This window comes from Halocella sp. SP3-1, assembly GCF_003953885.1.
In the GTDB taxonomy this organism is placed as follows: domain Bacteria; phylum Bacillota; class Halanaerobiia; order Halanaerobiales; family DTU029; genus Iocasia; species Iocasia fonsfrigidae.
The window spans coordinates 3,867,432-3,889,262 of sequence record NZ_CP032760.1 but is presented as its reverse complement, the minus strand read 5'-3'; the positions used below and the strand labels follow the sequence as shown (position 1 = coordinate 3,889,262).

Here is a 21,831-nt window from a genome sequence, read left to right as displayed (position 1 = left end):
ATATCCCTAAGCGAAGTTAAGGTGCAACCTTAAACTGTTCTTGTGTGCTCTAGTCAAATACGGAGTACCTGTGGTGTTACCGTGGAGTGAAGGGATATATAATCCCCGGCGCGGTATATACTGATACTTTTCGAACAGACTCTTAGAGTAATTAAATAAGCTGGTCGTTTTCCAGTAAGCTGTTTATTAAAAAAATTAACTCACAGGATATTTAACGAATAGTTGACAAATAATTGCATATATATTACAATAGTATTATGTTAATCTAAACGTTTAGAAATCAGGATTACTTACCTATTTTAATACAAAAGCTGCTAAATAAGGTGATAAAATTGGCTACAATAAAAGATGTTGCTAAACTTGCGAATGTTTCGATTGCTACTGTCTCAGCTGTAATAAATAAAGACTCAGGAGTAAAAGTAAGTGATAAATTGACCAGGAAGGTTGAAAAGGCAATTAATGAACTAAATTATCGTCCTAACCGCATTGCCCGGGCCCTTTCACGAAAAGAAACTCTTGTTTTAGCTTATATAGTACCTTCGATTACTAATGAATTTTTCCCACAGCTGGCTAAAGCAGTTGAAGATCTAGCCTTCAAAAAGGGCTATGGGGTTTATCTATGTAATACAGAAGGCAAAGTTGATCGAGCCAGGTATTATCTTGAATCATTAATTGAAAATAGGGTAGCAGGGGTAATAACTTCCCTGACCTGGGAAATAGAAGAAGTAAACTTTATAGACCATCTGCAGGATGAAAATATTCCAATAGTAGGGATGGCAGGTGCTAGAACCAGTAAGAAAATTGATACCATTATACCTGATGATATGGAGGGTGGTCGGCTGGCTGTGCGGCATTTGGTAGAAAAGGGATATCGAAACATAGGTTTTATTGGTATAAATGACAGTCAGACTACTAATGAAAGGTTAAAGGGTTATCGGCAGGCCTTAGTAGAAGCCGGGCTAAATTATCAAGAAGATTTTATAAAATTTTGTAAATCCTTTAGATATGAGGAAGTAATAGCTATTGTCCAGAAAATGATTAGCCAAAACCCTGAGATAGATGCCCTTTTTGTTTATAATGATCTCATGGGTTCTGTTATAATAGACGGCTTACGCCAAATAGGGAAGAAAATACCTGGGGATATTGCTCTGGTTGGGTTTGATGATAGTGTGGCATCATTTACCTTTCCCAAACTAACAACCATGAGTATTCCTAAATCCAGGATGGCCGACCTGGCGATGGATATACTCTTTAAAAGAATTAATAGAGATACCACAGCTCCTGTACATATTAAAATTTCTCCAGAATTAATAGTAAGAAATACTTCTTAAATTGTGGTTTTTTCTAAACGTTTAGAAATAAAGTCTAATTTAGTCGGATAGTGTTTTAAATTTTTCAAATGTTTTATGTAATTTTATTTTTCAGATATTATTATATATTGAGCCAACCTCTCTGTTGTCTATAATATTGTCAGTATAGTGGAAAATCAGTTTATGAGGCAACAGTGAAAATTAATCAAAAATGTTTTTATTTTGATGAATCTAAGTAGTGATCAATTATTAAAAATAAAAAAAGTGGTGATGAAATGAACAAGTTAATACTAAATGCAGACATTAAGAAAGGTAAAATCAATAGGAATATTTATGGGCATTTTGCTGAACATTTAGGTAGGTGTATTTATGAGGGTATCTGGGTTGGTGAGGATTCTGATATTCCTAATACTCGTGGTATCAGGAATGATGTAGTAGAAGCTCTAAAGGAGATAGATATCCCAGTTCTTCGCTGGCCTGGGGGTTGTTTTGCTGATGAGTATCACTGGAAAGATGGTGTAGGCCCCCGGGAAAAACGTGCTAAAATAGTCAATACCCACTGGGGTGGGGTAACGGAAAATAACCATTTTGGCACACATGAGTTTTTGGATTTATGTGAGCAGTTAAATGCTGAACCATATATCTGTGGTAATGTAGGCAGTGGTACGGTTTATGAGATGCAGCAGTGGGTTGAATATATGACATTTGCTGGAGAATCTCCTATGACAAACTGGCGTCAAGAAAATGGGAGAGATAAACCTTGGAAATTAAGGTATTTTGGTGTAGGTAATGAAAATTGGGGTTGTGGGGGAAATATGCGGCCCGAATACTATGCTGATTTATATAGGCGTTACCAGACTTATGTACGCAATTATGGTGATAATAAAATTTACAAAATTGCCTGTGGCCCTAATACAGATGATTATGAGTGGATGGAAATACTAATGAGTAGAGCTGGTAAATATATGGATGGTTTAAGTCTGCATTATTATACTGTTCCTGGAGACTGGGAGAATAAGGGTTCTGCTACTGATTTTGATAAAAAAGAGTGGTTTAATACATTAAAGAAAGCCCTTTATATGGAGGAACTTATTGAAAAACATAGCACTATTATGGATAAATATGACCCGGATAAAAAAGTAGGTTTAATAGTTGATGAATGGGGTGCCTGGTATAATGTGGAATCAAATACAAATCCAGGCTTTTTGTATCAACAAAATTCATTAAGGGATGCCCTGATTGCTGGTATTAATTTAAATATCTATAATAATCACTGTGACCGTGTTCAGATGGCTAATATTGCTCAGACAATAAATGTTCTTCAAGCAATGGTTTTAACACGTGGAGAAGAAATATTACTTACTCCAACTTATCATGTTTTTGAAATGTACAAAGTCCATCAGGATGCTCAATTGTTAGATTTCAACTTAGTTAGTGAAGATTATCAGATGGAAGATGAAAGCATACCTGCGGTCAATGGATCTACTTCAGTAGACAGGGAAGGTAATATTAATATTACTTTATGTAATCTAAAAGATGATAAAAACATTAAATTAGAATGTGTATGTAACAGTACAGAATTGGCTATATCTGATCTTAAGGGCAGGGTATTGACTTCTGATAAATTAAATGCCCATAATACTTTTGAAGATAAAAATAGAGTAAAACCACAACAATTTGATGATTTTAATTTAACAAAGGATGGTTTTCAAGTTAATCTTCCTTCCAGTTCTGTTGTTCGTTTAACTATAAAAGGATAGCAGCTAGTTTTATTTGAGACTTTAGGAGGTGAAAATGTTCAAAAAATAATATATTTTAAAGAATAAATTGTTAAATGAAAGTCTTGAATTTTATTAAGGAGGAAAATTTTAAGATGAAAAAGATTCTAGTATTAAGTTTGATGTTGCTTTTACTCAGTTTTAATGTACTAGCTGCTGATTATTATCCTGAATATAGTGGTGAGCCAACAACAATAAGCATGTGGGCTTGGACCAGTAATGAGAATTATTCCATTGATGAATTTGAAAAGATATACCCTAATATTAAAGTGGAATGGGAAAATTTTGATACTCACTATGATAAAGTCCAGACTGCCTTATCAGCTGGAGACGGGCTGCCAGATGTATTGATGATAGAATATTCATATGCCCCTCAATATATGGATCTTGGAGCATTTCAAGCAATAAATGAATGGCTGGATGAGGAAACATTTATTGAGCTTTATGGTGAAGCTGCTTTGGGTTGGTGTGCCATGGATGGAGAAATATATGGAACACCACAGGATAGTGGAGCAATGGCCATGTTTTATAGAAAAGACGTCTTTGATAAATATGGTCTGACTGTTCCAACTACCAGGGAAGAATACATAGAACAGGCCAAAAAGCTTGAAGAAGTAGCTCCAGAATTGAATTTCGCAAGACCACCTCTTGGCTACGCTATGTGGTGGATTGGTCAGGTATGGGAAGCAGGTGGAAAACTTTTTGATTTTCATGATGGTGACTGGTATATTAACTTTACCAATCCTGTAGCTGAAGAGGTTTTTGAAACCTGGGGTGAATGGTTTGATGAAGGTATAATAGACATGCAGATGTATTGGAATCCAGATTGGTACAATACTTTAAATGAAGGGACAACTGCTGTAGTTGAAATGGGTTGTTGGTTTGCTGAATGGCTGAGATATAATGCCGCTGATTCTGAAGGTCAATGGAGGGTTACTATTCCACCTCAGTGGAATCCAGATAAACCACATAATGGTATGGTCGGAGGCTCTGGATTTTATGTAACTGCACATTCAAAAAATCCTGAGGCAGCAGCAATATTTGTTAACTGGTTGAATTCTCACCCGGATTCACTTAAGTGCTTACATGATTATAGTAATTTGCCGATTATGGTTTCTAAGAGGTTTGAAGAGGTAATAGATAAAGTTGCTGGGCCTGATGAATTTTTTGGTGGTCAAAATATTGGTGAGGTTTTATGGGGCTCACATCAGTTAATTAATAGTACCTTTGTCGCCCTACCTATTATGTCAAATGTTGATGAGAGTTTAAGCCTTCTCCTTCAGAATTATGCAGATGGTAAGATTGATAAATTCAGTGATATACTTCCTATGTGGGAAAAAGAAGTAATTGATACTATGGATGAATTTGGTTATTCTAATATAGTTGTTGGAGAGCTACCTGAATAAGAAAAAAAGGGGGATAATTCCCCCTCTCCTTTTTTTAATATTTCAATGAAAAATAGAATTATTTATTAGAGATGAATAGTTAAAAAACTGGAGGTGTAACAATGAATAGAAAAAAATGGATATCTTCAATAAAAGCATATCTCTTTCTGTCCCCATTTTTGTTTCTTTTTATTGCTGTGGTAATTTACCCAATATTTTTAGGAGGTAAGCTTTCTCTTTATGGTCAGAGAGGAGCAAGGATGTGGTATGTAGGCTTACAAAACTATATGAGAATATTTCAGGATCCGAAGTTCTGGGAGTCTTTTAAGATACCATCTTTTCTTTTATTAATTCAGGTCCCTTTGATGATTTTTATAGCAATCATTCTTGCTATTTTATATGAAAGAATGCGTAAACAGGGAGGGGCTATTTATAGATTTATTTATTATCTCCCCTACACCATACCCGGTATAGTATCTGGTATAGTCTGGTCATATATATTTTCTGATTCCATGTCTCCATTTCGTTCAATATTGGATTTGTTTGGGCAATCGGGTCTTAAGATTTTGACCAGGCAAAACTTACCCGCAATATTGCTTGTTATAATATTATGGGCTTTTACAGGATATACTGCCTTTATTATTTATTCTTCTCTGCTTTCAATTCCCAAAGAGTTTTCTGAAGCGGCACAATTGGATGGGGCTACTTTCTGGCAGATAGCTTTTAAGATAAAAATTCCACTTTTGAAGGATGTTATCATTACTCTATTCATATTTAATGCTATTGGAGCAATACTAATTTTCAGAGAACCCTGGATGATAGGCAGAGCAACAGGAGCCCTTATAATCTTGCCTCAAAATTATACTCCGGCAATTTACATATATACCTCTGCATTTCAGCAGGGGAGATTCACATATGCTGCGGCGATGGGATTAATTTTGGCTCTTATAACCTTTATAATTTCTCTGTATTTTTTAAGACGTGCAGCAAAACAAATGTTGAAATAAAAATTTTAGTAAAAGCTGATAGTATTATAGAGGGGGTATTATAGTGAAAAAAAATAAAAATTTACTTATTAAACTTATTTTAGTAGTCTTATCAATTTATTTTATTTTCCCTTTTTACTGGTTAATTATGAGTACAACAAAAAATGTTAGCCAGCTGTTTCAGAAGTCCTTGCTTCCCGGCAATCCCAGTCATTTTGTGGAAAATATTAAAACTGTTTTTACTTATGAGGATGGTGTCTTTTTTAAGTGGCTGGGTAATTCATTTTTGTATGCTAGTCTTGGTGCTTTTATTGCAATATTTATTGCCTGTCTGGTAGGATATGCTTTCCGTAGGTATGATTTTTATGGAAAAAAAATTATCTTTATTGTAATTTTAGGTTTTTCGATGGTTCCGGTCTATGCAATTATTTTACCCCTTTTTATGTTATTTAAAGACCTGGCTTTAATTAATACAAGACTGGCAGTTCTCCTGCCATCTTTTGTTAATGTTTTTAGTGTTTATTTAATGATATCTTATTGGAATCAGGTTCCAGAAGAGGTATTTAGTGCAGCACAAATAGATGGGGCTAATGATATACTTATATTCTTTAAAATAGGGCTTCCTAATGTTATTCCCGGGTTTATCACCCTGTTCTTACTGCATTTTGTTACTACCTGGAATAATTTTTTCCTCCCTCTGGTTGTAGTTAATAGTAGGGCAAAAATGCCTTTGATACTAGGGATAACAACAATTACTGATTCACAGGGTTTCCCGGTTTATAATCTGACTCTTACCGCCAGTTTCTTTACGATTCTGCCTCTGCTAATACTGTTTATTTCATTACAAAAATATTTTAAACCACAGTTATATAGCGCTCGGTAGAGAACAGATATTAGCAATGTAATAAGGGAGAAAATTATATGTCAGTAAATAGGTATTGTAAAGGCTGTAATACGGCAGTTAAACTTCCAGCTGGGGATATATACGACCTTTTGCAGAATAACTCTAAATTTGAAAAAGAATTAGTCCCCAAACATGTTTATCAAGAGAGGATTAAACTATGTGAAAAGTGTTCTGCCCTTATTGCTAAGACCACATGCCGTTATACTGGTTTCTTAATATATATAGCAGCTGCTGATAAAAATGAGCAGTGTTCTTGGCCAGCTGGTTCTAAATGGTAATTTTACAAAAAGAGATTCCTATATTTTGCAGGATTCTCTTTTTCTATGTCTAAATTTAATTTATCTAAAATAGATCTTGATTTCCTTAAAAATTAATATAAGAATTTTATAAAAAGGGCAAGTTTTTTGAAAAGGACTTGAATAATTTATAATTAGTGGTATAATATAATTTGTACACGCGTCCAACAGAGGTGAAAAAATGACTAGCCAGGAAATAGCAGATTTATGTGGTGTTTCAAGAGCAACTGTGTCAAGAGTGATTAACAATGATCCAAATGTTAAGGAAGAAACCAGAAAAAAAATATTATCAATTATAGAAAAAAACAATTATGTACCAATAGAATCTGCGAGACGTTTAGCTGGAATAGAGAGTAATATTATTGGTTTATTTATTCTTGATATTAATATTTCCCAGTCTACATCAAGGGTTTCAAAAAGTACTTACTTTTCACAATTAGATAATCTTATTATAGATAAGGCAAATAATATGGGTTACAATGTATTGGTTTCTATTATTACTTCAGAAGAACAACTTAAAGAAGCAAAAAATTTATTTATCAGTAGAACCATTTCAAGTGGCATATTTGTTGGTTCGTTTAATAATAATTCTCTACTTAATGAGTTTGTCGAATTAGAGTATCCTATTATAATTATTGATTATAATCATGGTATTAACAATTCGATTCCTAAAAATTTATTACTTATCAATCTAGATAATATGATAGGTGGGTATAAAGCCACGAAACACTTAATTGAGAATGGGCATAAGAAGATAGGACATATCACTGGAGATATGCGTAAGTTATCAGGACAAGCGCGGCTGACAGGTTATAAAAAAGCATTATTAGATGCTAATTTAATATATAATAAAAAATACATAAGATTTGGAAATTTTCAAGAGGAACAGGGCTATAGATTAACTAAAGACCTCCTTGAAAAGGAAAAGATAACCGCTATTTTTGCAGCTAATGATGGTATGGCATTAGGGTCAATTAAAGCTATTAATGAAATGGGATTAAAGGTTCCTAATGATATCTCTGTTATTGGATTTGATAATATTGATATAGCTTCATATATGACACCGGAATTGACCACTGTTGACTCCTCATTAGAGAAAATTGCAAAACAAAGTGTTAGTTCACTGGATTATTATTTTAGAAATAAGAAATTTGCCAGTGAAGAAATTATTGTCTCTGCAGATATTATATATCGACAATCCGTTAAGTCTATTTAGTTTTTTGGTTAATAAATGTACACGCGTACATACAATGCTTTTTATATTAAAGATTCCCAATAAGTTCTGTTCTTTTTATATGTACACGCGTACATATTATGAAATATCCTATTTTAATTTTTCGAATTGTTATCTTTATTCAGACAGCTAAGAGTTTTATGGGGAGGTGATTATAAAAGTATATTTCTATCTAGTAGGTGGGTTGACATTGTTTCTAAAATCAAACAAAAGGGGTGTTTTAATGAAGGGTTTTTGTAAAGTTGTTCTGGTTTTTATGTTTCTTGTCTTGTTTAGTGTAGTTTCATTAGCTGTAGAGTTAGACCGTAGTGAAACCCTGGTAATTACCGGGGCCGCCTGGGGTCCTCCTTCTACCTGGAATATTTTGATTCCCAATAGGCAGATGGGGACTGGTGGTCTGGTTTATGAGACCTTATTTTCCTATAATCCATTGAATAATGAGTATAGACCGTGGCTGGCAGAGAGTGGGGAATGGGTTTCAGACAATGAATATGTAGTTAACTTAAGAAGGGGTATTAAGTGGACTGATGGTGAAGCCTTTGATGCCGATGACCTTGTTTTCACCTATGAACTTGCTAGAGATAATGCCGTATATTATTCCCCTGTGTGGAACTGGCTGGGCTCAGTAGAAGCAGAAGACAACTACACAGTTAGATTTACTTTTGATGAACCACATTATGCAGAATGGGATAAAGAATTATATCAGAGGTATATTATACCAGAGCATATCTGGACTAAGGTTCCAGCTGATAAATTAATACCTAGAACCAATGCTAATCCTGTTGGTACAGGTCCTTACTTATATTATACTGCTGGACAGGATAGAATGGTCTGGGAAAGGAATGACAATTGGTGGGGTAATGAGGTGTTTGGAACCCCCAAACCTAAATATATTGTTGACCTGGTAAATGTAAGTAATAATATAACACTTGGTATGTTAATGAAAGGTGAAATAGACCTGAGTAATAACTTTATTCCAGGTGTAGAAAAGATTAAAGGGGTTGCTGGACTCAAAACCTGGTATGAAAAAGAGCCATATATGCTTTCCTGGAATACTGCCAATCTATACATGAATACTACCAGAAAACCGATGGATGATTCTGCCTTTAGAAGGGCGCTGGCCTTTGCCATGAATAAGCATACTATTGTTGATAAGGTATATGGGGGGCTTGTTAAGGCCGCTAACCCTACTGGTTTATTTGGTCAAGGTTGGTTAGCTTACCTTGATCAAGGTGTTGTAGATGAATATGGATTCTATTTTGACCCATCTAAAGCAGTAGCCCTACTTGATAAAGCCGGTTATGTAGATAGTGATGGTGACGGCTGGAGAGATCAGCCAAATGGTGATCCAATTGAACTGGAGGTCATGGTTCCCAGTGGGTGGACTGATTGGATGGAAGCGGTTAAAGTTGTTTCCAATAATGCTGCAGCAGTAGGTGTAAATATCCAAGCTGTTTTCCCTGATACATCATTATATGATAACAATAGATTTACCAGGAATTTTGATTTGATGATCGGTAACCAGCAGACAACCCTGACATCTACTCCCTTTGATTACTGGAATGGTGTTGCCAATGATGGTATTTACGGTGAACGTATTGCTAATGGAAACTGGGGTGCCTATGATAATCCAGAACTGTTTGCCTTAATTGATGAATTCAATATGACAAATGATGAAACAGAAAAGATGAAAATAGCAGCTGAAATTGAGAAAACCCTCTTAGTTGAAATGCCCACTATTCCATTATGGCATAATGGTTTATGGGCCCAGTATACAAATGCAAACTGGACTAATTGGCCCTCTGAAGACAATCCCTATGGTGTTCCTGTAACCTGGGATAATGCCTATCAACTGGGTATGATTGATGTCTTAATCGGACTGGAACCAGTTAAGTAAATAGTTTGCCCGGTCTTTAAAGTTGTTTATAATAAAAAAACATAGTTTTCGATAAAAAATTAGATTCAATAGGTCCGATAAAATTGTCGGACCTGTTCTATAGAAAGGAGTTTTCCAAAAAATGGGCAAATATCTCAGCAAAAAGATTATAATATATCTCATAACCTTTGTCCTTGCTGTAACAATTAATTTCGTTATTCCCCGGATGATGCCTGGAGACCCTATCCAGTCTCTGATGTCCCGTTTTTCAGTAATGGAAGGTGGTAGAGAGATAATAGAGGAACAGTTAACTTTATTATTTAATTTAGATGACCCCCTGCCAGTTCAGTATTTAAATTACTGGAAGTCTATTTTTACCGGGGATTTTGGGATAAGTATTATGCAATTTCCCAAACCGGTTACTGATATAATTAGTACGGCAATAATATATGATTTGATATTACTGATACCTGCTATTATCTTAAGCTGGATTGTTGGTAATAGACTTGGTGCCTTATCTGGTGTAAGTAAAAGGGCAGATAATATTATGATGCCGGTCTTCTATTTCTTGAGTTCGTCCCCTTATTTCTGGCTGGCCGGGGTTTTAGCATTTTTCTTCGGGGTACAGCTGGGCTGGCTGCCGATCAGTGGGGCCTATGGTGTATCAATGAACCCTGGTTTAAACTGGTCTTTTATACTTGATTATATTAGACACTGGTTTATGCCGTTTTTTTCTATGTTTCTTGTCCAGCTTGGTGGTTGGGCAATTGGTATGAGGAATATGATTATTTATGAAAGGAGTTCAAATTATTCCAGGTATATGGAGTCCCTTGGTGCATCTGATAGGTTAATCAGGAGCTACGGTTTTAGAAATGGTGTTTTACCACAGGTGACAGGACTGGCTTTAAGAATAGCCCAGCTGATAGGTGGCGCTATTACTGTAGAGACTGTTTTTAATTACCCGGGATTAGGAAGAATGATGTTGAGCTCTGTAGTAAATCAGGATTATTTCCTATTACAGGGTATATTTCTGGCCGTGGTTATCATGGCTCTAGCTGCCAATTTTGTGGTAGATATTATTTATATGTTTATTGATCCGCGGGTAAGGCTTTCATTTTCTGGGGAGGTGTAATTAATGATATCAAATTTCTGGCAAGAACACGAAAATCTATATTATGCAATTACCAATAAAAAAGTAGTATTTGGTTTAACAATATTTCTGTTAATAATTTTACTGGCTGTCTTTGGTCCAATGATATCATCTTATGACTATGAGGAATATGCAGGTGAGGCTTATCTTCCCCCGTCAGGAGAGCATTTCTTTGGAACAACTATTATGGGGAAAGATGTATTTACCCGGACTGTTTATGGGCTCCGCTCAACACTAATAGTTGGTTTTGTAGCTGGTACAATGGCTACTCTGATTGGCTGTATAATAGGTTTTCTCGCTGGTTATTACGGTGGGCGACTATTTGATGAGTTTTTGATGATGTTTACTAATATTTTTATTGTTATCCCGCAACTGGCCTTATTAATTGTAATCTCTGCATTTCTGGAGGTAAGGGGCACACTGGTAATGTCTGTTATTGTTGCAGCAACAGCCTGGCCCTGGCTGGCAAGGGCTGTCAGGTCACAGACCCTGTCACTTAGAAATCAGGAATATGTTAATCTATCCAGGATTTCTTCCCTGAAGGTCTCCAAGATTCTAAGGGAAGATATTGCTTCTAATATGTTTTCATATGTATTTATGGCTTATATCCAGCAGTTTAATGGGACTATGCTGGCAACGGTTCAACTGGAATTCCTGGGTCTCGGTCCAACTAAGGGGGTTTCACTCGGTCTTGTCATGCAAAATGCAGTTAACTGGAATGCTATTCAATTAGGAATGTGGTGGTGGGCTATTATCCCTGGTCTAATATTAACTATTATGATTACTGCCCTATACTTTGTTAATACAGGACTTGATGCAGTCTTTAATCCGCGCTTGAGGGAGATGTAAGCCGATGTGTGAAAATATTTTAGGAATAAAGAACCTAAAGGCATATTATAAGGTTTTAAAGGGTGAGGTTAAGGCTGTGGACGATATAAGCCTAAACATTAGAAAGGGTGAAATACTGGGTTTGGCAGGTGAATCAGGCTGTGGGAAAAGTACCCTGGCTAGCACTTTAATCTCCAGAAAGCCGCCCTTACATTATATTTCTGGTGATGTGAGGCTGTTGGGAAAAGATATAATGGAAATGAATCAAGCAGAATTTCAAAAAATGCGCTTAAGGAATATATCATTAATACCACAATATGCCCTTGATGCCTTTAGCCCAACCAAGAAGATTAAAACTCTGATAAGGGATCTGGTGCAGGAACACGGAATTAGTACAGGTCGTAAGTTCTTTAACAAGGTGGAAGAAAGACTTGAGCTGGTTAATTTAACCCCATCTGTATTAAATAGATATTCTATAGAGCTGTCAGGTGGTATGAAACAAAGGGTTATTATGGTTGTCTCGACAATTCTTGACCCTGAATTAATAATTGCTGATGAGATTACTTCAGCCCTTGATGTTAGTTCCCAGCGCTTTGTGGCCACTATGCTGGCTAATCTACGTGATAAAGGGATTATTGGTTCTGCCATTTTTATTACCCATGACCTGTCAATATTATATCAGATAGCAGAGAGACTTATGATTATGTATGCAGGTCATTTTACTGAGCTTGGTCCGACTGATGAAATAGTCAACAAGGCAAGACACCCTTATACCAGGGCCTTAATTGCTTCACTACCACAGGTAGGGATACAGTACAGGGATAAAAAACTCTCTGGTATCAAAGGCACTCCACCCTATTTATTAAATATTGGAGAAGGGTGTAGATTTAGATACAGGTGTCCCTATGCTGTAGAACAGTGTGCAAAAACACCTGTCAGGGAAAAAGTGGCTGAAGGACATTATGTATCATGTTGGAGATGGAAGGAATTGGGAAGTGATCATAATGGCTGAGAATGATAAATATATTATGTCAATCAAAAATTTAACTAAGGTATTTAAGAGTGGGATCTTTAAAGTAGAATATACAGTGGCAGTTAAAGATGTTTCCTTTGATATTAAACCAGGAACAGTTTTATCATTAATTGGAGAAAGTGGTAGTGGGAAGACAACAATAGGCAAGATGATTTTAAAGTTACTCAAACCTTCAGATGGACATATCTATTATAGAGATAGGGATATTGCTGGAATTGATGATAAGAAAGAGTTGAAAGAATATTATAAGAAAGTACAGGGGATTTTTCAGGACCCTTTTGCAACCTTTAATCCCTTATATCGTATTGATAGGGTCTTTGATATGCTTTATAATTCCTTTGCTTATGATAAATCAAATCAAGAAAAAAGAATAAATCAGGTTTTAAATGATGTTAACCTTAATCCAGATAGGATACTGGGCAAATTCCCCCACCAGCTTAGTGGTGGTCAATTACAGAGATTACTTATAGCAAGGGCTTTATTGATGGATGTAGATCTTTTAATTGCCGATGAATTAATAAGTATGTTAGATGCCTCAACACGTATTGGTGTTTTAAATTTACTGCTTGAGTTATGCAAGAAAAATGGTATGTCTGTTATTTTTATTACCCATGATTTGAATTTAGGGTATTATATTAGTGATGAATCACTAATCATGTATAAAGGCAGACTGGTTGAACGGGGAAATACCAAAAAGATTTATGAAAACCCTGTACACCCATATACCCAGATGTTATTTGAATCTGTCCCGGAAATAGGTAATAGGTGGGACGCTACTAAAGAATTTTTACCTGAACAAATTATAGATGATGTTAAGGACTTCTATAAAAATAATGCAGGAAAGGGTTTTGTAGAAATAGAAAAAGGTCACAGCGTGCTTTTTAGCAATAAATGAGTTAAAATATAACAAAAACATCTAGATTAAGGGGGAATTATTAATGACAGAATCTATTTTTCCAGGGGATTTTGCATGGGGGGCTGCAACAGCTTCTTATCAGATTGAAGGGGCTTATCAGGAAGATGGCAAGGGGGAATCTATCTGGGATAGGTTTACCCATAGCAGAGGGAATATAGTAAATAATGATACAGGTGATGTAGCCTGTGACCATTATCACCGCTATCGGGAAGATGTAGTACTTATGAAGGAACTGGGGCTTAACAGCTACCGTTTTTCTATTGCCTGGCCGCGTATCTTACCAGATGGGAAAGGAAGGGTTGAGCAAAAGGGTCTCGATTTTTACAAACGCCTGTTAGATGCTTTGCTGGAGGTAGAAATAAAACCACTTGTAACCCTTTACCACTGGGACTTACCGCAAAAATTACAGGAAAAAGGTGGCTGGGAAAACAGGGATACAGTCAAATACTTTAATGAATATGTTCAGTTAATGTACAGAGAACTAGGGGATTTTGTTCCCTGCTGGATTACCCATAATGAACCCTTTGTAGCAGCATTTTTAGGGAATTTCCTTGCTGAGCATGCACCGGGTTATCAGGACCTGGGTAAGGCAATACAGGTTGCCCATAATCTCTTGCTTTCACATGGTATGGCTGTTAAGGGTTTTAGGGAGAGCGGACTTAATGGGGAAATAGGTATTACCCTGGATTTAAATCATGTTTATGCCGCCTCAGATACTGAAAGTGATAGATTGGCCAGGGATTATTGTGATGCCTTTAATAACCGCTGGTTTTTAGACCCTATCTTTAAAGGAAAGTACCCTGAGATTTTAATGAATCTCTACCAGGAAGAATTGAATAAAATTGAGATTCAAGATAAAGACATGGATATTATCAGTCAGGAGATAGATTTTCTTGGTATCAATTACTATTCAAGGGCAGTGGTTAGCTATGATGAAGACAGTTTTTTTAAGTATAAACAACTTGCCCCACAGAAATCAGAGTATACTGCCATGGACTGGGAAATTTACCCTGAGGGCTTATATGACCTCTTAAAAAAATTAAATAGGGATTACACCTCAAAACCACTCTATATTACAGAAAATGGTGCTGCTTTTGATGATCAACTTACCGAAGACGGTAAAGTATATGATAAAAATCGTATTAAATATTTAGAAAAACATATCAAAGCTGCCCATAAAGCAATTAGAGATGGAGTGCCTTTAAAGGGTTATTATCTCTGGTCATTAATGGATAATTTTGAATGGGCCTATGGTTATAGCAAACGTTTTGGAATAATTTATATAGATTATGAAAATAAGCAGCGGAGGGTCTTAAAAGATAGTGCTAGATGGTATCAAGAGCTTATTGCTCAAAATGGGTTGAAATACTTGTAGAAATTTTCCCTTACTTAAATATTATAGTTTCATGGGGAGGTGATTATAAAAGTATAGTTCTATCTAGTAGGTGGTTGACATTGTTTGTTTAGTTTAAATTTACTAAAGGAGTGGGAAAAATGAAAAAAGGAATTAAATTAGCGATTATTTTATTATCTAGTCTTATGGTTTTTTCTGGTTTAGTATTTGCTCAGGCTAATGATATGCTCAATATTATTGGAAATGGTGACTTTACTAAAGAACTTTCTTTAAATCAGCCTGATGAAGAAGGCTTTGTTGATACTAAAGGTAGCTGGGTTTTACATACAAATTCTGGTGGCATAGCAAAGGGTTATTTAGAAAATGGAGCATTTAAAGCAGAAGTAACTGATGCTGGTCAACAAGAACATTCTATACAATTAATGCAAGGACCTGTTAATTTAGAAAGAGGTAAGAAATATCAAATTACTTTTGATGCCAGGTCAGATAGCAATAATGGTATAGTAATCAAGTTGGGGGCAGATGCCCGTAGGAGCTGGACTGCTTATATACAAGATAACAAAACATTATCTACAGAGATGAAAACATATCAAGTTGAATTTGTGATGGGTCAAGAAACAGATGAAAATACTCGATTCGAGATATGGCTTCTCAATGAAGGTAATTATTGGATCGATAATATAGTATTAAAAGAAACTGGACAGGTTGAAATGGTTGCAGAAGGTACAAAAACAGAAGCAGATGAAGATAAAGTTGAGAACTGGGAACTAGTTTGGAGTGAAGAATTTAATAGTTCTGAAATAAATACTGATATCTGGAATTTTCAATTAGGCAATGGTCCTGATTGGAATCAGGATGGGTCACCTGATGCCTGGGGTAATGAAGAAGCAGAATACTATACTGAGGATAATGCTTATATAGAAAATGGTAAGTTAGTTATAGAAGCAAGGGAAGAAACTCGAATAGATATGGGCAAAAGACTACATTATACATCTGCAAGGCTGAACACAAAAGATAAATATACCTTTAAATATGGCAGGATTGAAGTAAGAGCTAAATTACCAGAGGGAGGACAGGGAATATGGCCAGCCATCTGGTTGCTAGGGAGTAATGAGGATACTGCTATCTGGCCTGCCTGTGGAGAAATTGATATTATGGAATATCTTGGTCATGAACCAAATATTATACATGGAACATCACATGGCCCTGTTAGTGCAGGCCCAGGAATAGGTCATAAGTATGAGTTACCGTTAGGTGAAAAGTTCTCTGACAAATATCATGATTTTATCTTAGAATGGGATGAAGATGAATTAGAATTCTATGTAGATGATGTTTTATACCATGTAGTAAATAAATATGAAGCAGGAGAGGCAGATTGGGTATTTGATCATGATTTTTATATGCTACTTAATCTGGCAGTCGGCGGTTCCTGGCCTGGTTATCCAGATGATACAACACCATTTCCGCAAACAATGAAAGTCGACTATGTTAGATATTATCAAGATACAGATTCTCGGACTATTGATGATGAAAAATGGGATTCAGAATATGAGGAAATGTATTAATATAATCGGCCTATCATAAGATAATATAATCTAGATTGTCGAATAGATTTACATTTTAAACAGATAGAGTTGATACAGAAATTAATATTTTAGATAATAAAAAAGATATGAGGATTAATTGCTGGAAATATAATTTTAATAAAGGAGTTTATATATGTATCAAGAAATAACGGCCCGCAGTGAACTAATATCTTCAGAAGAGGTTTTAATAAAGAAGTTTAACAATTTTATTACTGGGAATACTGATAGTGTTTTTTTAAATACAACTCACCAACAGGTTATAGGAGTTTCTAACCTACCTATCAAGGCACCAGTGGTTTTAAAACTTTTAAATGATAAAAAGATTAATCAATACATTAATTTGCTAATGAAAGGTAAAGAATCTTCACTCTTAATTGTTAATAATAAACAACCTGTTATTTACATAAGAGAAAAGGAAATTAGACAAATTAATATTCCGGAAAAGATAAGGATTTTAATAAAATCAAGTCTTTCCAATGTGTGTAAATGGGCAGGGAAAATAAATGAAGGTGGAGAACATATAGTTGATATAAGTACTCCGGCTCCAGGGCCTCACTTTAATATAAATTTATTACTTGGAAATAGGATGGATTATAAATATCCATTACAGACTACACCTAAAAGTGTTGTAGATAGCCTGGGCCGGGGAAGCTTTCGTTCCCATGCAGCTACTCAGGTGCTAGCAACGAGATGGGATATGCGTCAGGAAGAGAATGGTTTTCCAGCTAATCGACAGTTTTACTTAGTGGAAGACAGTGAAAAGATATTTTATTCAGCATCCCCAGATGATGATAATATAAAATCAGCCTTCTGCATACATTCACAAAACAATACTATTATAAAATATAAAACAAAATGTGGTTTAGAGATTGAAAGAAAGATATTTATATTACCTCAGCTGGAAGGCATGCCAATTGCTACAGAAGTACAGCAAATAAAGATAAAAAATAAAACTAATAGATGCAGAAATATTAAATTGATATATACAGGGATGTTTGGTTCGGCAGCACCTCATGCCTTGTTTGAGGATATATTATATAGTAATATAATTATGCAATCCAAAATATTAAAAACAGATGAAGGCTCAATAGTTACTATCAGTCCAGATTATTATCCTGAATATGTAAAAAGTGATATAAGATTTAATACAATGCTGGTACATGATGGAAATAAAACATATTTTCCAAAAAGTTATTGTGCAGATTATAATCAATTTGTTGGTAACGGTACATTAGAAAACCCAGAAGGCTTATTATATTTAAGTAACCAGTCCACTAGAAAGGGGCCAGGATTTTTTGCTTTAGGTGCAGATATAGATTTGTCTGCTGAAGGAGAGGGTATAGTAAACAATTTCACCGGGTTAATGTCCACTAAAGAAGAAGCTGATTTAGATAGTAAGGTCTTTAACAATAAAATTGATAATCTAATAGATAAGTTCCGTAAACCAGAAGAGCTTGATAATGTACTGGAAAAACAAAAAGATTTTTACAACAGGTATCGGGGATTTATTGAGTTAAAGACTTCAGAAAAACACTTTAACACCTATGTGAACCAAAACCTTCCTTTTCAGGTCTTGTATCAGACTTTTGTATCAAGGTCTTTTGCTCAAACCCAGAAAGGGTATCGTGAAATAGGATTCAGGGAAATACAGGATATATTTGCATCAATGTATTATTTTATCGGCATGGGTAAAAGTACTTTCGTAAAACAATTAATAATTGAATGGTGTGCTAAGGTATTTGAACTGGGCTATGCCTATCACAATTTTTATTGGGAGGGTAAAGAACCTGGTAAATGGTCAGATGATGCTTTGTGGTTGGTTCAGGCTGTTTACAGATATGTTAGCCTGTCTGGAGATATAGCAATACTTGATCAGGAAGTGGAAATTGCCGGAACAGAACCAGTAAGGAAAAGGGGTATTTATGAAACCATGAAGAGTATTATAAGATATTCCTCCAGAATCTCGGTAGGTAAACATGGCATGCCTTTACTGGATAATGCTGACTGGAATGATTGTTTGAAGTTAGATAGTGATTTTTTAGATGGCATTACTAAGGAAAAGCAATATAAAGAACAGTTAGCAGATAGTTTTGAGATAGGTGAAAAACCATTTGAAAGTAAATATACTGAGAGTGTCATGAATGCTTTTCTCTTAAAAGTTGCAGTAGATAACACCTGTATTTTTGCTTCAAAGAAGGGTGACCTGGAATATGAAGATCAGTTAAGGAATATTTCAAATGAATTAAATAAGAATGTTCAGCAACATGCATGGAAGAGCAATTTTTTTGCCAGGGTATTATTTAATAGATTTGAAGAAGAATTCGAATACCTTGGTGCAAAAGGTGATGGATTGTCTGCTGATCCTGATATTGATGGGACTTATTTTCTTAATTCATTCACCTGGTCAGTGCTATCTGATTGTGCTGATGAAGATCAAATAAGGACCATGTTAGATGTTATAGATAGATATTTAAAAACACCCTATGGCTATAAGCTTATTACCCCTATTGATCTAAAAAAGATTGCAGAAAATGCAGCTATTGGAGAATACTTTCCAGGCGATCGTGAAAATGGTGGGATATTTAAACATGCTTGTATGATGGCAACAGCAGCTATGTTTAAGGCTGCAAAAGAAATTGAAGACAGGGATTTAGCTGCACTGCTTGTTAAAAATGCATATTGGATGATAGATTTAGTGCTTCCTTATAAAACGTTGAAAAGTCCTTTTAAAATTACAGGTAACCCTCGTTTTTGTACACAATATAATAATAGTGATACTGGTGAAAATATAGGGCCAGTTTTGAGCGGTACAGCAAGTTGGCTGACTTTATCACTTTTTTCCTCATTAGGAATAGATTTTACTCCGACTGGAATAGATATTAATCCGATAATGAGAATGGATGAAACCCATTTAGCGTATAATCTTAAAGTAGAAAAGGCGGAATATGAAATAACTATAGCAAAACCTGTCGGCTTATATAGGTTGAAAGATGATGAAGCGGAAATCTTAGTTGATGGTAATAAGTGGGTTGATAACACTATACCATTGTATCAAGATAATAAAGTTCATAAAATAAAGATAGTGTTTAAATAATATTCAAATAACAATTAGAGATAAAATCCTAGATATAACTAGGGTTTTATTCTATTATTAGGGTTATTTTAATACGGCAGTTAAACTTCCAGCTAGTTCTAAATGGTAATGCTTAACAAAAAGAGATTCCTTATCTTTTGCAGGATTCTCTTTTTGTATGTTTAACTTTAATTATATATTATTACTCTTTTGTAGCTGTTTTTTAGGATTTTATGGTATAATTTAATATAAAATATTATAAATGGGGCATATATATGAAACTTGCGTTTTTTAAAAGGTTTTTAGAGGTTTTCTACAATAAAATTAGAGGAATAAAAATACACTACCGTTTGATAATTTTATTTTTGCTCCTATCACTCTTACCGATGTTAGTTACCAGTATATTTTCATATCAGGAATCAAGTGAGGCTATTTATAATAAGATAAATACCTATTCTACTCAGGTAGTAAATCAGGTCTCCAGAAATATTATGGTTGAATTAGATAGACTGGAGTACGATACTATTGAGATAGGTTTTTCAGATAGGGTACAGGATGTTTTACTAAATTATAATAAGATGACTGAATGGGAGATGCATAATGCTGAATATAATATAAACAATACCCTGGTCAAGAAATTTTCTTTTTTGCATGATGTTTCCGATGTTTTAATTTATACCAATGATAATAAACAGATCCTGGCCTATGGTGATACAGGTTTTAAATTGAAGTTTAAAGATGATTATTTGATAGAATATTTAAGTGAAATAAGGGATAAGAATGGTGCACCTGTCTGGCGGGGTATAGATAGTAGAGATGAAAAACACATGGTAAATAGGGTTGTTGAAGACCCCTATGGTATAATTGTAGGAAGGGCGATTAAAAGCCTTTATCAGAGTGATATAATTGGTGTTATCATGATTAGAACTAATGAAAGTTTTTTTTCTAAGATATATAGTAATATAGATATTGGTGATGGGGCAGAGATTTTTGTTGTGGATTCAAGTGGTAAAGTAGTCTCCAGTAGGAGTCCTACTATCCCAATTAATGAATCATATAAGTCAGTAGGGCTTGTTGAGAATATTAAAAGAAATGAAGAAAACCATGAAGACAATACCTTTAATATACCAATAGACGGCAGTAGATATTTAATAGCTTACTCTCCAATTAAACATGCTCCCTGGTATGTGGTAAGTACTATCCCATATAAATATTTAAACGTAGAATCAGGGAGAATCGGTAGGAAGATTATAATTTTAGGACTGGTCTGTTTTACTCTAGCAGCACTATTGTCTATTCTTTTTACAGATAGTATATCAAACCCTTTACGGCGATTAATAAGGGCTATGGATGAAGTCAAAAAAGGAAACTTAACAGTTAGTATTGAAGATAGTAATCAGGATGAAATTGCAGAGGTGGCCGGTAATTTTGATGTTATGGTAAAAGAGATTCAAAATCTCCTGCAGGATATTAAGTCCAAAGAAAAGCAGAAAAGGGACGCTGAATTTAAGGCATTACAGGCTCAAATTAATCCACATTTTTTATCTAATATTTTAAATACAGCCCGGGTGCTTGCTAATATGCAGAAAGCAGATAATCTGGCATCTTTATTAAGCTCTTTGATAGAATTACTACACCTTAGTATGGATCAAGAAGAAGGTTTTATCACAGTTCGTAAGGAAATAGACTACTTAAAAAACTATATTAATATCCAGCAGTATAGGCTTTATAACAAATTTGAAGTTAATTTTGATATTGATGAGGAACTGCTGGATAAAAAACTCCCTAAGTTTTTATTACAACCAGTACTGGAAAATTCGATAATACATGGTATAGGACCAAAGAAAGGTTCGGGGATAATTGAGGTTAAAGGGATAATATATAATAATAAAATGCTATTTACGATTACAGATGATGGTGTAGGTATGTCTAAAGAGACTATATATCAGGTATTAAGTGGGGATGACTCACATAAAGGGCATTTCTCTGGTATTGGTATTAATAATGTTCAAGAAAGGATAAAGCTGTACTTCGGAGATGAATATGGAATTGAAATTGATAGTTTTGAGGATTATTTTACTACTGTAGTGATTACTTTGCCGGTAAGCACTTAGGATGGGGG

Annotated in this window: 16 protein-coding genes; all 16 read left to right on the top strand. The window is 34.9% G+C overall.

Going from position 1 to position 21,831, the window contains the following annotated elements; translation table 11 throughout:
* Positions 1 to 332: 332 nt before the first annotated feature.
* Positions 333 to 1,331: a LacI family DNA-binding transcriptional regulator gene (locus tag D7D81_RS18595; RefSeq protein ID WP_125991533.1), complete on the top strand. Its 999-nt coding sequence runs from the start codon at positions 333 to 335 to the stop codon at positions 1,329 to 1,331.
* A gap of 254 nt (positions 1,332 to 1,585) precedes the next feature.
* The gene (locus D7D81_RS18590) at positions 1,586 to 3,070 is read left to right on the top strand and encodes an alpha-N-arabinofuranosidase (protein WP_125991531.1); all 1,485 of its coding nucleotides are present in this window, start codon (positions 1,586 to 1,588) and stop codon (positions 3,068 to 3,070) included.
* A 113-nt stretch (positions 3,071 to 3,183) separates the two neighbouring features.
* Positions 3,184 to 4,494 carry an ABC transporter substrate-binding protein gene (locus tag D7D81_RS18585; RefSeq protein ID WP_125991529.1) on the top strand — a complete coding sequence of 437 codons (1,311 nt, stop codon included), beginning with the start codon at positions 3,184 to 3,186 and terminating at the stop codon, positions 4,492 to 4,494.
* A 101-nt stretch (positions 4,495 to 4,595) separates the two neighbouring features.
* Positions 4,596 to 5,480, top strand: coding sequence for a carbohydrate ABC transporter permease (locus tag D7D81_RS18580; protein ID WP_125991527.1), 885 nt, complete (start codon positions 4,596 to 4,598; stop codon positions 5,478 to 5,480).
* 43 nt (positions 5,481 to 5,523) lie between these two features.
* Positions 5,524 to 6,342 carry a carbohydrate ABC transporter permease gene (locus D7D81_RS18575; RefSeq protein WP_205739289.1) on the top strand — a complete coding sequence of 273 codons (819 nt, stop codon included), beginning with the start codon at positions 5,524 to 5,526 and terminating at the stop codon, positions 6,340 to 6,342.
* Between the two features lie 38 nt (positions 6,343 to 6,380).
* Positions 6,381 to 6,641: a hypothetical protein gene (locus tag D7D81_RS18570; protein WP_125991525.1), complete on the top strand. Its 261-nt coding sequence runs from the start codon at positions 6,381 to 6,383 to the stop codon at positions 6,639 to 6,641.
* A 199-nt stretch (positions 6,642 to 6,840) separates the two neighbouring features.
* Positions 6,841 to 7,875 carry a LacI family DNA-binding transcriptional regulator gene (locus D7D81_RS18565; protein WP_125991523.1) on the top strand — a complete coding sequence of 345 codons (1,035 nt, stop codon included), beginning with the start codon at positions 6,841 to 6,843 and terminating at the stop codon, positions 7,873 to 7,875.
* 202 nt (positions 7,876 to 8,077) lie between these two features.
* Entirely contained in the window at positions 8,078 to 9,790 is a 1,713-nt protein-coding gene (locus D7D81_RS18560; protein WP_125991521.1) for an ABC transporter substrate-binding protein, read from the top strand.
* A 121-nt stretch (positions 9,791 to 9,911) separates the two neighbouring features.
* Positions 9,912 to 10,901, top strand: coding sequence for an ABC transporter permease (locus tag D7D81_RS18555; protein WP_125991519.1), 990 nt, complete (start codon positions 9,912 to 9,914; stop codon positions 10,899 to 10,901).
* A 3-nt stretch (positions 10,902 to 10,904) separates the two neighbouring features.
* Positions 10,905 to 11,768 (top strand): ABC transporter permease, encoded by an 864-nt coding sequence (locus D7D81_RS18550; protein WP_125991517.1) that lies wholly within the window; start codon positions 10,905 to 10,907, stop codon positions 11,766 to 11,768.
* A gap of 4 nt (positions 11,769 to 11,772) precedes the next feature.
* Positions 11,773 to 12,759: an ABC transporter ATP-binding protein gene (locus D7D81_RS18545; RefSeq protein ID WP_125991515.1), complete on the top strand. Its 987-nt coding sequence runs from the start codon at positions 11,773 to 11,775 to the stop codon at positions 12,757 to 12,759.
* Positions 12,752 to 13,675 (top strand): ABC transporter ATP-binding protein, encoded by a 924-nt coding sequence (locus tag D7D81_RS18540; RefSeq protein WP_125991513.1) that lies wholly within the window; start codon positions 12,752 to 12,754, stop codon positions 13,673 to 13,675. The genes D7D81_RS18545 and D7D81_RS18540 overlap by 8 nt, the downstream gene beginning before the upstream one ends.
* A gap of 43 nt (positions 13,676 to 13,718) precedes the next feature.
* A complete protein-coding gene (locus tag D7D81_RS18535) occupies positions 13,719 to 15,071 on the top strand; it encodes a GH1 family beta-glucosidase (protein ID WP_125991511.1) in 1,353 nt (450 codons plus the stop codon).
* A gap of 119 nt (positions 15,072 to 15,190) precedes the next feature.
* A complete protein-coding gene (locus tag D7D81_RS18530; RefSeq protein WP_125991509.1) occupies positions 15,191 to 16,615 on the top strand; it encodes a family 16 glycosylhydrolase in 1,425 nt (474 codons plus the stop codon).
* Positions 16,616 to 16,769: 154 nt separating this feature from the next.
* On the top strand, positions 16,770 to 19,730 hold the full coding sequence (locus D7D81_RS18525; protein ID WP_125991507.1) for a GH36-type glycosyl hydrolase domain-containing protein: 2,961 nt from the start codon (positions 16,770 to 16,772) through the stop codon (positions 19,728 to 19,730).
* 254 nt (positions 19,731 to 19,984) lie between these two features.
* Positions 19,985 to 21,823, top strand: a complete 1,839-nt coding sequence (locus tag D7D81_RS18520; protein ID WP_125991505.1) for a cache domain-containing sensor histidine kinase — start codon at positions 19,985 to 19,987, stop codon at positions 21,821 to 21,823.
* Positions 21,824 to 21,831 lie beyond the last annotated feature (8 nt).